Source organism: Caulobacter vibrioides, from assembly GCF_002310375.3.
In the GTDB taxonomy this organism is placed as follows: Bacteria; Pseudomonadota; Alphaproteobacteria; order Caulobacterales; family Caulobacteraceae; genus Caulobacter; species Caulobacter vibrioides_D.
Window position 1 is genome coordinate 2,842,235 of record NZ_CP023315.3, and the last position, 12,738, is coordinate 2,854,972.

At 67.1% G+C, this 12,738-nt stretch carries 11 protein-coding genes and 3 pseudogenes; 9 read left to right on the plus strand and 5 right to left on the minus strand.

All coding sequences use genetic code 11. The features are described 5' to 3' along the window. The first annotated feature begins 8 nt into the window (after nucleotides 1-8). Both CA606_RS13450 and puuE read left to right on the plus strand, forming a co-directional pair. Nucleotides 9-1,300, plus strand: a pseudogene (locus CA606_RS13450) (pyridoxal-phosphate-dependent aminotransferase family protein). Between the two features lie 131 nt (nucleotides 1,301-1,431). Next, entirely contained in the window at nucleotides 1,432-2,346 is a 915-nt protein-coding gene (puuE, locus tag CA606_RS13455; protein WP_096050661.1) for an allantoinase PuuE, read from the plus strand. Here the strand turns inward: puuE and CA606_RS20600 are convergent. Then, nucleotides 2,345-2,434: pseudogene (locus CA606_RS20600) on the minus strand (hypothetical protein); the annotation flags it as partial. The gene puuE and the pseudogene CA606_RS20600 sit on opposite strands and share 2 nt — an antisense overlap. A gap of 72 nt (nucleotides 2,435-2,506) precedes the next feature. Here CA606_RS20600 and uraD point away from each other — a divergent pair. From uraD to CA606_RS13470, 3 genes are read left to right on the plus strand one after another with little or no spacing between them, the layout of a single operon-like run. After that, nucleotides 2,507-3,016 (plus strand): 2-oxo-4-hydroxy-4-carboxy-5-ureidoimidazoline decarboxylase, encoded by a 510-nt coding sequence (gene uraD / locus CA606_RS13460; protein WP_096050659.1) that lies wholly within the window; start codon nucleotides 2,507-2,509, stop codon nucleotides 3,014-3,016. Next, the gene (locus tag CA606_RS13465) at nucleotides 3,016-4,203 is read left to right on the plus strand and encodes a urate hydroxylase PuuD (RefSeq protein WP_096050658.1); all 1,188 of its coding nucleotides are present in this window, start codon (nucleotides 3,016-3,018) and stop codon (nucleotides 4,201-4,203) included. The genes uraD and CA606_RS13465 overlap by 1 nt, the downstream gene beginning before the upstream one ends. Further along, nucleotides 4,200-4,892, plus strand: a complete 693-nt coding sequence (locus tag CA606_RS13470; RefSeq protein ID WP_096050657.1) for a TetR/AcrR family transcriptional regulator — start codon at nucleotides 4,200-4,202, stop codon at nucleotides 4,890-4,892. Before CA606_RS13465 ends, CA606_RS13470 begins: the two co-directional genes overlap by 4 nt. Here CA606_RS13470 and CA606_RS13475 read toward each other — a convergent pair. From CA606_RS13475 to CA606_RS13485, 4 genes and pseudogenes are all read right to left on the minus strand, one after another. After that, nucleotides 4,889-5,581: a YceI family protein gene (locus CA606_RS13475; RefSeq protein WP_096050656.1), complete on the minus strand. Its 693-nt coding sequence runs from the start codon at nucleotides 5,579-5,581 to the stop codon at nucleotides 4,889-4,891. The genes CA606_RS13470 and CA606_RS13475 overlap by 4 nt on opposite strands. Nucleotides 5,582-5,708: 127 nt before the next feature. After that, entirely contained in the window at nucleotides 5,709-6,758 is a 1,050-nt protein-coding gene (locus CA606_RS20605; protein WP_423752946.1) for a calcium-binding protein, read from the minus strand. 29 nt (nucleotides 6,759-6,787) lie between these two features. Then, a pseudogene (locus CA606_RS20610) lies at nucleotides 6,788-8,168 on the minus strand (calcium-binding protein); the annotation flags it as partial. A gap of 257 nt (nucleotides 8,169-8,425) precedes the next feature. Continuing rightward, nucleotides 8,426-9,391 (minus strand): acetamidase/formamidase family protein, encoded by a 966-nt coding sequence (locus CA606_RS13485; RefSeq protein ID WP_181242585.1) that lies wholly within the window; start codon nucleotides 9,389-9,391, stop codon nucleotides 8,426-8,428. 218 nt (nucleotides 9,392-9,609) lie between these two features. Here CA606_RS13485 and CA606_RS13490 point away from each other — a divergent pair, with 218 nt between their 5' ends. From CA606_RS13490 to CA606_RS13505, 4 genes are read left to right on the plus strand one after another with little or no spacing between them, the layout of a single operon-like run. Further along, nucleotides 9,610-9,828 (plus strand): hypothetical protein, encoded by a 219-nt coding sequence (locus tag CA606_RS13490; protein ID WP_181242586.1) that lies wholly within the window; start codon nucleotides 9,610-9,612, stop codon nucleotides 9,826-9,828. Then, nucleotides 9,825-11,219: an AtzE family amidohydrolase gene (locus CA606_RS13495; protein WP_096050654.1), complete on the plus strand. Its 1,395-nt coding sequence runs from the start codon at nucleotides 9,825-9,827 to the stop codon at nucleotides 11,217-11,219. The genes CA606_RS13490 and CA606_RS13495 overlap by 4 nt, the downstream gene beginning before the upstream one ends. Further along, nucleotides 11,216-11,632, plus strand: coding sequence for an oxalurate catabolism protein HpxZ (hpxZ, locus tag CA606_RS13500; protein WP_096050653.1), 417 nt, complete (start codon nucleotides 11,216-11,218; stop codon nucleotides 11,630-11,632). Before CA606_RS13495 ends, hpxZ begins: the two co-directional genes overlap by 4 nt. Before the next feature lie 9 nt (nucleotides 11,633-11,641). Next, the gene (locus CA606_RS13505) at nucleotides 11,642-12,613 is read left to right on the plus strand and encodes a nucleoside hydrolase (protein ID WP_096050652.1); all 972 of its coding nucleotides are present in this window, start codon (nucleotides 11,642-11,644) and stop codon (nucleotides 12,611-12,613) included. Nucleotides 12,614-12,738 lie beyond the last annotated feature (125 nt).

The following is a 12,738-nucleotide window of genomic DNA, read 5'->3' on the forward strand; positions in this document are numbered from 1 at the left end:
CCGCAACAATCGCCGGTGCATCCGGCGGTCCCGGATCGTCCCTTCAGGACGTCCGGGATGACAGGCGCTTGAGACCATGACCGACACCTTCCACGAACTCGACCACCCCGCCCGCCTGCTGATGGGCCCCGGCCCCATCAACGTGCACCCACGTGTGCTGCGGGCCATGTCGGTGCAGCTCTTGGGTCAGTTCGACCCCGAGTTCACAGGCTACATGAACGAGGTCATGGCGCTGTATCGCGGCGTCTTCCAGACACAGAACCGCTGGACCTTCGCGATCGACGGCACTTCGCGCGCCGGCATCGAGGCGGCGCTGGTCTCGACGCTGCAGCCCGGCGACGACGTCGTGGTGGTCAACGCCGGACGCTTTGGCCTGCTGCTGGCCGAGATCGCCGAGCGCTGCGACGCCAAGGTCACCTTCGTCGAGGCCCCCTGGGGAACCGTGGTCGATCCGCAGGCCGTCGAGGACGCCGTGAAGCGCGTCAAGCCGCGCCTGGTCGCCTGCGTCCACGGCGACACCTCGACCACCATGGCTCAGCCCTTGGCGGAGATCGGCGCGATCTGCCGCGCACATGGGGCGCTGATGTATGTCGACGCCACCGCCACCCTGTCGGGCATGGACGTCCCCGTCGACGCCTGGGGCGCCGACATCGTCACCGCCGGCCTGCAAAAGTGCCTGGGCGGCCCCTCTGGCTCGGCCCCAATCACGATCAGCGACCAGGCCGCCGAGCACATCTTCTCGCGTCGCCACGTCGAGAAGGGTCTGGCTGGAACCGGCGGCGCGGCGGGCCATGGTCGGCGTATCGCCTCGAACTACTTCGATCTGGCGATGATCATGGACTACTGGTCCGACAAGCGCCTGAACCACCACACCGAATGCGCGCCGATGCTGTTCGCCGCCCGCGAATGCGCGCGACTGGTGCTGGAGGAAGGTCTTCCGGCGCGCTTCGACCGCCACGCCCAGGCCGGCGCGGCCATGACCGCCGGGCTGGAGGCCATGGGCCTCTCCATCTACGGCGACAAGGCTCACAAGATGACCAACGTCACCGGCATCTGGGTCCCCGGAGGCGTCGACTATGACCGGGTGAAGGCGCGGATGCGCACCGACTTCGAGATCGAGATCGGCTCGGCCTTCGGTCCGCTGACCGGCAAGATCTGGCGCATCGGGACCATGGGCGTGAACGCCCGCAAGCACGCGGTGCTGCAGACGCTCGCGGCCTTCGAGGCGGTGCTGCGCTGGGAAGGCTTCAGCGCCCCCGCCGGCGCGGGGGTGGATGCGGCGGCGAAGGTGTACGGATGAGGGGCGTCGTTCAAAATCCTCCCCCCAGCGGGGGAGGTGTCGGCGCAGCCGACGGAGGGGGAAGTTCTGCGGACCCTGCCCCTTCCCCCTCCGGCGCTTCGCGCCACCTCCCCCGATGGGGGGAGGATTTGATGACCTACCCCCGCGACCTCATCGGTTATGGCGAGCATCCGCCGCACGCGCGGTGGCCGAACGGGGCCCGCGTGGCCGTGCAGTTCGTGCTGAACTACGAAGAGGGCGCCGAGCGCTCGATCCTGCATGGCGATCCGGTCTCCGAGTTCTTCCTGTCGGAGATGGTCGGCGCCCAGCCGATCCAGGGCATGCGCAACATGTCGATGGAGAGCCTCTACGAATACGGTTCGCGCGCAGGCTTCTGGCGTATCCGTAGGCTGTTCGAGGAGTTCGACCTGCCGCTGACCGTGTTCGGCGTCGCCCAGGCCATGGAGCGCCATCCCGACGCCGTCGAGGCGATGATGAAGTCCGGCTGGGAGATCGCCAGTCATGGCTATCGCTGGATCGACTACCAGCACGTCTCGCCCGAGCAGGAGTTGGAGCACATCCAGCAGGCCATCGAGATCCAGAAACGCCTGACCGGCGAGCGCCCCCTGGGCTGGTACCAGGGCCGCACCAGCCCCAACACCGCGCGCCTGATCGCCCAGGAAGGCGGCTTTCTCTATGACGCCGACAGCTACGCCGACGACCTGCCCTACTGGGACGACCAGCACGGCCGGCCTCAGCTGATCACGCCCTACACGCTGGAAGCCAACGACATGCGCTTCACGGCGGCCCAGGGGTTCAACACCGGCGAGCAGTTCTTCACCTATCTGCGCGACGCCTTCGACGCTCTCTATCTGGAGGGCGAAACCGCGCCGAAGATGATGAGCGTGGGCCTGCACTGCCGCGTGGTCGGCAAGCCCGGGCGGATTGGGGCCCTGCGGCGGTTCCTGCAGCACGTGGTCAGCCACGACAAGGTCTGGGTGGCCAGGCGGATCGACATCGCGCGACACTGGATCGCAACGCATCCGTACAAAGGGGCGGCGGTATGAGCGCCCCCTCCACCGCGAAGCCTGTCCTCGGGCGCGCGCTCCGCGCGACCCGTGGGCGGTCCCCCTCCCCCGTTGCACGGGGGAGGATGAAGACTCCTCCTCCCTCGCGAAGCGAGGGAGGAGGCGCGAGGCGGATATGCGTCGCGACGGAGGGGGCGTCATGCAGAGCCTGACCCACCTCAACACCCTCGACCGCGAAGCCTTCACCACCGCCCTGCACTTCGCCTTCGAACTCTCCCCTTGGGTGGTCGAGCGCGCCTGGGACGCCCGGCCCTTCGCCTCCATAGAGGCGATGCACGCGGCGATGATGGCCGTCCTCGACGCGGCGAGCACGGCCGACAAGCTGGCGCTCATCCGCGCTCACCCGGAACTGGCCGGCAAGGCCGCGATCGCCAAGCAACTGACCGCCGAGAGCAACGCCGAACAGGCCAGCGCGGGGCTCGACAAGCTGACGCCCGAAGAGTTCGCGCGGTTCCATGACCTGAACGCCGTCTACAACACGCGCTTTGGCTTTCCCTTCATCATCTGCGTGCGCCTGAACGACAAGGCCTCGATCCTTGAGGCCATGGCCGCGCGCGCCCACAACGACGAGGCGACCGAGATCGCCCAGGCCGTCACTGAGATCGGCCTGATCTCCAAGCTTCGCCTGCTCGACGCGGTGACGACCTGATGGACTATGATTTCGCCGGTTGGATCGGCATGGCGCTGCGCTGGCTGCACGTGATCGCGGGCGTGGCCTGGATCGGCGCGTCGTTCTATTTCGTCTGGCTGGACAACAATCTTCGCGATCCCAATCCGCCCAAGGACGGCGTGAAGGGCGAGCTGTGGGCCGTGCACGGTGGCGGCTTCTACCACTCGCAGAAGTATCTGACCGCGCCGGCGCACATGCCCGAGCACCTGCACTGGTTCAAGTGGGAGGCCTACACCACCTGGCTGTCGGGCTTTGCTTTGCTTATCGTGCTCTACTACTGGCAGGCCGGTGTCTACCTGATCGACCCGGCCAAGCACGCCTTCAGCCAGGTGCAGGCGATCGGCGTGGGCCTGGCCTTCATCTTCGGCGGCCTTGCGACCTATGAGGCCCTGTGCCGCTCCCCCCTGGGCAAATCCGGCAAGCTGTTCGGCGTGGTCTGGTTTTCGATCCTGACGGCGGCGACCTGGGCGCTGACCCAGCTATTTTCCGATCGCGGCGCCTTCATCCATGTGGGCGCGATTATCGGCACCTGCATGGTCGGGAACGTGTTCCTGGTCATCATCCCCAACCAGCGAAAGATCGTCGCCGACATGCTGGCCGGCCGCCCCGTCGATCCGCGCCTGGGCGCGATGGGCAAGCAGCGGTCGGTGCACAACACCCACATGACCCTGCCGGTCATCTTCATCATGATCAGCAACCACTATCCGGCCGTCTCGGGGCATCCCAAGGCCTGGCTGCTGCTGGCCATGATCAGCGCCGGGGCGATCGCGATCCGCTACTTCTTCATCCAGCGCCACTTTGGAAAGATCCGGCACGAGTTCCTGTTCTACGGCGCCATGCTGATCTTCGGCGCCACGGCCATCGCTTCGATGAAGCCCAAGGACAGGGTCGAGATCAGCGGCGAGGTGTCCTTCGCCACAGCGCAGGGAATCATCCAGAAGCACTGCTCGACCTGCCACGCGGCGACGCCCACCCACGCCAGCTTCTCCGCCCCGCCCCTCGGCGCGACCTTCGACACGCCTGAGCAGATCCGGACCTACGCACCAAAAATCAACGAGCGCGCGGTGCTCTCGACCAGCATGCCCCTTGGCAACGAGACCGGCATGACCGATGAGGAGCGCGCCCAGCTGGGCGCCTGGATCAAACAGGGAGCCAAGATCCCGTGACCGACGCCGTCCTGGACGTGCAAGCCGACGCCGCCTTGGGGTCTGATGACGGCGCGCCGCGCAAGCGCAACGCCGAGCGCACCCGCAAGGCCATCCTCGCCGCGGCCCTCAAGGAGTTCGCCCAGGCCGGCTTCGCCGGGGCCCGGATCGAGAAGATCGTCAAGGCCGCCAAGTGCAATATCCGGATGCTCTACCACTACTTCGGGGACAAGAAGGGCCTGTACATGGCCGTCCTCGAAAGCGCCTATATGGACCTGCGGGCCCGTGAGGCCGAGCTGAAGATCGACTTTGAAAAGCCGCTGGACGGGTTCCTCGAGCTGCAGCGCTTCACCTTCGACTATTTCGAGAAGAACCCGCGCTTTGAGGGTCTGCTGCGCAACGAGAACCTGCAGCACGGCAAGTTCGCCGCCCAGTCGCGGGTGGTCACCGAGACGGCCTTCCCGCTGCGCCGCACGATCGAGGGGCTGATCGAGAGCGGCCAGCGCCAAGGGATCTTCGGGCCCGACCTCGACCCAGTGCAGATCTATGTGACGATCGCGGCCATGAGCCGCTTCCACCTGGCCAACGGCTATTCGCTGTCGGCCACGCTGAACACCGACATGAGCGCTCCCGAATGGCGCCGGGCGCGGCTGGACCACGCCCTGGCGCTGCTGGAAGGCTATCTGACGCGCGGCGCGCCCAAGCGCTAGGTTTTGGGCTCGACCTTCAGCGGCGGACCGCTGAACTCGGCCTCGATCTCGACCTGCACCTCGTCACCGACGCCCATGGTCGTGCCGGGGGCCGGAACGCCATAGGCGATCCCGAAGTCCGAGCGCTTGAAAGCGCCCTTGGCCGAGAAGCCGATCCGCGCATTGGGATCCATCGGATGGCCGGCGTAGCCGCCGTTATAGGTGACCTCCAGGGTTACCGGCTTGGTCACGCCGTGCAGGGTCAGGTCGCCCGTGACCTTGCCGGTGTCCGGACCCGTGGTCTCGATCTTGGTCGACTTGAAGGTGATGGCCGGATAGGCGCCGGCGTTCAGCCACTGCGGGCCGATCAGCTCCTTCTGGAAGCCGGCCGGCGGCGCCGGCAGCGTCAAGGACGTTGGATCGATCGTCGCCTCCAGCGCACTGGCGGCGGCGTTGGCCTGGTCGAAGCGCAGCTTGACGTCGAAATCGGCGAAGCTGGCCGTGTAGTTCGAAAAGCCCAGGTGGCTGACCTTGAACACCAATGAGGCGTGGGTCTTGTCGAGCGTGTAGTCGCCGGCAGGGATGTCGGCCTTCGGCGGCTTGGGCGTCGCAGCGGCCGACGCGGCGGGCGCCTCGGCCTTTCTCTCAGCGGATTGCGGCGAGCAGGCGGCGAGCGCCAGCAGCGCGGCGATAGGCAGCAGCGGTTTCATGAAGTTCCCTCAAAGAACCCTACCCCGCGCCAGACATCCCAGCGCGGCCGCCGGCCCCCACGCCGACAAGACGTCAACGTAGGGGCGATTTGGAGGTTGCAGGAAGGGGTCTTGTCAGGAGCCCTCGCTAGATGAAGTTCGTGGCGTCGATCGAAGAAAGACCAACCCCGGCAAGCTTGACCACGTTCTCCATGCCCGCGCTGTTGGCCGTGGTCCCGGCGACAAACAGATAGATGTCCGCGCCGACCTGGACGGCCGTGTAGTACTTCATGCTGGCTCCCGACGAGACGCCGGAGACGGCCAGGGTCTGGGCCTCGCCAAAGGTCGAGGCGCTCATCTCGCGATAGGTCGCAGGCGTGGAACCAGCCCCGAAGTCCAGGCGATCCACAGACTGGAAGTCTCTTATAACATCCACGCCGTCGCCAACGTTGTTCGTCGCAAACGAGTCACCGTTGGTGAACTTGAAGATGTCGGCCTCACGACCGCCCCACAGGGTGTCCTCGCCTTTGCCGCCGACAAGCGTATCCGCGCCGTCATAGCCTTCAAGGATGTCGTTGCCTGCACCACCGCTCAGGATGTCGTTACCTTGGAGCCCCCAGAGGAAGTTGTCGTTGGCGTCGCCGGTAATCCTGTCGTCGCCTAGGCTGCCGTAGATGGTCTCGACTGAGTTGATCACCATCGACACGCCCTCAGCGATCTGCTGCCGGTCCGTCTTGGAGAGGTCCACGGTCACGCCGGAGGCGAAGTCGTAGCCGCGAACCTGGAACTGCATCCGGTCCGCCCCGTCGCCGCCGATGGCGGTGAAGTGACCGGCCAAGTTGTTGACGTAGAACATGTCATCGCCCGCGCCGCCCTCGCCGCGCGAGTCGCCTAAACCGAACTCGATGGTGTCGCGGCCATCGCCGCCCAACATCACAGTTCCGGTCGACGAAATGGTCGGATCATCAAAAGAATAGGCCATCAGGTAGTCTTCGCCGGCGCCGCCATCCAGCGTATCCGCGCCGCCGTAGCCATAGATGCCGTCGTTACCGTCCATACCCTTCAGGACGTTTGCGCCCGAGTTCCCCGACAGGAAGTCATCATAGTTCGAACCAATGACGCCTTCGATCGAGATCAGGGTGTCGTGGCCGCGATCGCTGATCAGGTTCTGCCACTGCTGCTTCAGTTGCACCTGCATGCCGGTCGTCAGACCATCGTTCTGGTAGCTGACGTAGTCAAAGCCGGCGCCGCCGTCGATGTAGTCGTCGCCCGCGCCGCCGATGAAGATGTTGTCCTTGTCGTCACCGGTGAGCTGGTCATTACCGGCGCCAGCGATCAGATTCTCGACGTTCCGCAGATCGACATGGAGCCCCGACGCGATCTCCTGGCCGCCGGATATCCGAAGGTCGATCTTGAGGTTGGCGGCGGACATAACCTTAAGCGTGTCCACACCGGCGCCGCCATCGACCACGGTCGCCCCGGCGTAGACGACGATTCTATCGTCGCCGGCATTGCCCAGCAGCACGTCGCCGGCGCCGGTCGAACTGCCAAAGAGCGTGTCCTCGCCGTCGCCGCCTTCCAGAACGTCCTGACCGCCTTCGGCTCTCAGCACGTCATTACCGGCATCGCCGTAAAGATAGTTCTCGGCGGCGTTCCCGATGATGGTGTCGTCGCGCGTGGAACCCGTCACCAGCTCAATCGACGACAGCGTGTCCCTGATCGAGGCGTCGCCGCGGCTTGTGGCGATGTTGCGCGACAGGTCGACGTCGACCCCCACATCGCTCATGGCGTAATCGACCGTGTCGAAGCCCTCGCCACCGTCGATGACGTTCACCCCGGCCCCGCCCGCGAAGAAGTCATCGCCCGCGCCGCCGTAGAGCTTGTCGTCGCCTGCGTCGCCCCAGATGTAGTTGCTGCCCGCGTCGCCGGTCAGTACGTCGGCGAACTTGCTGCCCCAGATGCTCTCGACACCCGTCAGCGTGTCCTTGCCCGCGCCGATCGTGTCCTGCGCCGTGGTCTTGGTCAGGTCGACCGTCACACCGGCGCTGGCGTCTTCGTACGAGGACCAGTCGCCGCCCGCGCCGCCCTTGATCACATCGTCGCCCGCGCCGCCGACCAGCCAGTCGTCGCCGTCGCCGCCGTCCAGCGTGTCTTTCCCGGCCGAGCCCCACAGGGTGTCGTCGCCCTTGCCGCCGTTGATGAGGTCGTTCCCGTCCCAGCCCATCAAGACGTTGTCGCGCGCATCGCCGATGAGGGTGTCGTTGAAGGCCGAGCCGTAGAGGTTCTCGATGCTGGTCAGCCGGTCGGTCCCGCCGCCGCCGGTGTTCTGGGCGCCGCTGAGGCTGAGATCCACCTTCACCGCCGCGGCGGCGTCCTCATAGGCCGCCCAGTCCGCGCCGGCGCCGCCGTCCAGCGTGTCGTTGCCGAGACCGCCCAGCAGGTAGTCGTCACCGTCGCCGCCCTGCAGGACGTCATTGCCTTCGTGGCCCGCCAGCACGTCGTCGCCCGCGCCGCCCCGCAGCGTGTCGGCGCCCCCAAAGCCGTAGATGACGTCGTCTTCGGCGCCGCCGATCAACGTGTCAGCGCCCTGCGTCCCGCGCAAATCCATCACCCGCTCCCCCAAAATCACACTGCAACCTCAGCGTGATCTATCGAGTGCAAGTCGCGGGCCGTATGACTTTCAGCCAAGGCGGGAATATTAAGGGTAAACGTCGAAGCGCAGCGCGTCGGAAGTTTCGCTCTGGGAGGCAAGGCCAAGCCTCATAAAGGCTTCAGCGCCATCTCGTCGCTACCCCTATCGGCGCGACCGTCGGCCAATCCGCGATTTCAGCGCAGCAAAGCTCCACGCGCAAAGGTCGAGCGCGTCTAGAACAGCAGTCCCTTGGCCAGCAGCGCGTGGACGCCCTTCTCGCCATTGACGGTCTGGGTGACGCGGAAATCCACGGCCAGCGAACAGAACTGATAGGCCTGCACGCGGGTCAGGGCCGAGCGCGCGGTGATGAAGTCGATGGTCTGGCGTAGGGCCTGCTTCATGGCCAGGTCGAGATCCTCGTGAAAGCCCATCAGGATATAGTGCGTGGGCGTCTCGGCGCGCGGCCAGGCGAAGGGCGCGATGTCCGCAGCCCCATTGGCCTTCTTGTGCAGCACGAAGGTGAAGGTCCCGGTCAGGCCCATCTCCAGCGCGTTGACGCAGACCTCGCCATCTCCTTGCCGTCCATGGCCGTCACCGACCGAGAAGTTCGCGCCTGGGACCCAGACCGGCAGATAGAGGGTCGAGCCGGCGACCAGCTCCTTGTTGTCCATATTGCCGCCGTGCTCGCGCGGCTCGCGGCTGGAGAGGCGCCCGTAACGGGCCGGCGGGGCCACGCCCATGGTCCCGAAGAACGGCGCCAGGGGCAGCTCGGGGCCCCACTCGGGCTTGCAGACGCCGCGCGCAGCGTCGACGGCGATGTGGCTGACATAGCGCTCGGGGAAGTCCTCAGGCAGCGTCCCGGCCAGCGGACGCACGGCGCAATAGCCCCAGTCGTTATTGGGCTCGATCGCCTCGATCCGCACCTCCAGAATGTCGCCTGGCTCGGCGCCGGCGATGGCGATGGGGCCGGTGAGGATGTGGGGTCCGATCCTTGGCGGATTGCTGTCGTGGATCGCCTGCAGCGCCGGCGGTATGGCGTAGGGCGACCCGACCGGCGGCATCACCTCGGGCCCGCCCGAGACGCAATCGACCGTGACGCTATCGCCCGAATTCACCGTCAGCACGGGATCGAACGCGGCGTCGAACATGCCGAAGCGAACGGTCTCAGGGGTGGAAGCCAGTCGGTGATGCGCCATCAAGTAAGTTCCTTATTACAAGCGCATCTGAGCCGATCCGTGGGCGGGGGCGAAGGGCAAGCGACGACGTCCCGCCGCTTGAGGCAGACCTGCCTTCCAGGCGAGCGATCCGCCGCGCAAATGGCGCGGGCTTGGGCGGATCGGGCTTGCGGGAAATGCGGGGCTGGCGCGTCCGGCGAACCCGGGTGTATGAAGTTTTTTCTTACTTATGGAGTCCGCCCATGGCGCTCGATGCGGAGACGACAGCCTTTCTGGCCCTCGACGATGTCGAGATGGCCGCCTGGGCGCCGCGTCGCGCCGCCGAGCGCGGCGTCGAACCGCCCGCCCCCAGCCTGCCGGGCGTCATCGACAACCTCGTCCTGCTGAAGAGCCAGACCGCCCTGTTTGTCGCCGCTCTCGGCGAGGCGGCGGGCGAGGCCCCGGAGACGTTCCAACCGTGAGCTTCTGCAGCGTCGTCGAGATCGCCGGCGAGGTCCGCGCCGGCCGCGTCACCGCACGCGCAGTGACTGAAGCCACCCTCTCGCGCATCCAGCGTCTGGACGGCGGCATCAACGCCTTCACCGCCGTCACCGCCGAGCGCGCGCTCGCCGCCGCCGAGGCGGTCGACGCCGATCTCGCGGCGAGCCGTCCCGTGGGCCCGCTAGCCGGGGTCCCCTTCGCGGTGAAGAACCTGTTCGATCTCGAGGGCCTGCCCACCCTGGCCGGATCGAAGATCCGCCGCGACGCCGCGCCGCCGTCGCGCGACGCGACCCTCGTCCAACGCCTGACCGTCGCCGGCGCCATTCTGGTCGGCGCGCTGAACATGGACGAGTTCGCCTATGGCTTCGTCACCGAGAACGCGCACGATGGCCCGGTGCGCAATCCGCATGATCCGACGCGGATCGCCGGCGGCTCATCGGGCGGCTCGGCGGCGGCTGTCGCGGCGGGCCTCGTGCCCCTGACCCTGGGCTCGGACACCAACGGCTCGATCCGGATCCCCGCCGGCCTGTGCGGCGTGTTCGGCCTCAAGCCCACCTATGGCCGCCTGTCGCGCCAGGGCGTCTTTCCGTTCGTCGAGAGCCTGGACCATGTCGGCCCCTTCGCGCGCTCGGTCGAGGACCTGGCCCTGGCCTACGACGTCCTGCAAGGCCCCGACCCGGCCGGCGATCCGATCTGCGTCCGCGACGCCGAGCCGCTGGCCGGCCGCCTAGACGCCCTGGCCGAGCAGCCCTTGCGCGTGGGCGTACTGGGCGGCTGGTTCCAACAAGGCGCCTTTCCGGAGGTGCTGGCGGCGCTGGGCTATGTCGCCGAGGCGCTGGAGGCGCGGGGCGAGATCACCCTGCAGAGCGCCCAGGCCGCGCGCGCCGCCGCCTTCTGCCTGACCGCGTTCGAGGGCGGCGAACTGCACCACGACGATCTGGCCAAGCGCGCCATGGACTATGACCCCGCCGTCCGTGATCGCCTACTGGCCGGCGCCCTGCTGCCCCGCGGCGTCGCGGAAGCCGCTAAGCGTTTCCGCACGGTCTTTCGTGACGAGGTTCGCGAGGCCTTTCAGCGCTACGATATCCTGTTGGCGCCCGCCTCGGTGTGCCCCGCGCCGCCGATCGGCCAGGCGACGATGGAGATGGACGGGGTTCCAGTGTCGGTGCGCAAGAACCTGGGCGCCTTCACCCAGCCCATCAGCTATGCCGGCCTTCCGGTGGTGGCCGCGCCGGTGAACCGTCCCGGCCAGTTGCCGATCGGCGTGCAGATCATCGCCCCGGCCTGGCGCGAGGACCTGGCCTTCGCCGCCGCCCTGCGCTTGCAACGCGCTGGCGTGGTGGCGGCCCATCCGCCGGCGGGGGCGCTATGATCATCAACGATCCCGCCGTGCTGGCCGAAGTCACCGCCCTGGTCGACGCCTATGAGGCGGCGCTGATGGCCAATGACATCGAAACCCTGGACGGAGCCTTCTGGGCCTCACCGCATACGGTTCGCCTGGGCGTGGCTGAGAACCTGTGGGGCTTTGACGAGATCGCCGCCTTCCGCGTCGGCCGGGCCGGCGGCTCGCCGCCACGCACGCGACTGCGGACCGAAGTCACCACCTTCGGGTCGGACGTCGCCGTCGCCCATGTCGAATTCCGCCGTGACGACACCGGCAGGATCGGCCGCCAGAGCCAGACCTGGATCCGCACCGCCGACGGCTGGAAAGTCGCCTCGGCCCACGTCTCCCTGATGCAGGAGAGCGCCGATCAACGGCTCGCCTCCTCTAACGAAAAGCGCTAGAGCCCTCGAATGACGACCCCGACCAGAATCATCTTCGACACCGATCCCGGCATCGATGACGCGATGGCCCTGCTGTTCATCGAGGCGAGCCCCGCCCTCGACCTGATCGCGGTGACGACCATCTTCGGCAACGCCGATATCGAGACCACCACCCGCAACGCGCTGTACCTGAAGGACCGCTTCGGCCTGACGGCCCCGATCTACAAGGGCACGGACAAGCCGCTGACGCGTCCGCGCAACCCCTCGCCCACCTTCGTGCATGGCGTGAACGGTCTGGGCGATGTGGAGCTGACGGGTCTGGTCCCGGCCCAGCCGGAAGCCAAGCCCGCCCATCAGGCGATCATCGACCTGGCCCGCCAGTATCCGAGCGAAGTGGTGCTGTGCGCCGTTGGTCCCCTGACCAACCTGGCCTTGGCCCTGCAGGCCGATCCGGAGGTCGCCACCCTGCTGAAGTCGGTGGTGATCATGGGCGGCGCGTTCGGCGTGGCCGGCAAGCCGGGCAATGTCACGCCCGTGGCCGAGGCCAATATCTGGAACGATCCGGAAGCCGCCGACCAGGTGTTCACCGCGCCCTGGAACCTGACCGCCGTCAGCCTGGACGTGACGACCCAGGTCGTGATGTCGCCCGACTATATGGACGCCCTGGCGGCCGGCGGGTCGGACGCCTGCGGCTTCCTGAACGCCATCTCCAAGCCCTATGCGGCCTTCTATGGCGAGCGGGACGGCGTGGTGGGCTGCTGCGTGCACGATGCGGCGGCGGTGGCCTATGTGATCGACCCGACGCTGTTCACCGTGCGCCGAGGGTCGGTTCGCGTGGTCACCGAAGGCATCGCGCTGGGCCAGACCTGCCAGAAGGCCGAGGGCGAACTGTTCGGCCCCAGCGCCTGGGACGACCAGCCGATCCAGGCCGCGACCGTGGCTGTAGACGGCGCGCGACTGCTGACGCTGTACGCGCAGACGATGGCGGCGAAGTACGGTTGATTGAAAATCCTCCCTCTAACGGGGGAGGTGTCGGCTCGAAGAGACGACGGAGGGGGAAGAGGCAAGCGTTCAGACGCTTCCCCCTCCGGTCGCTTCGCGACCACCTCCCCCGCTAGGGGGAGGAT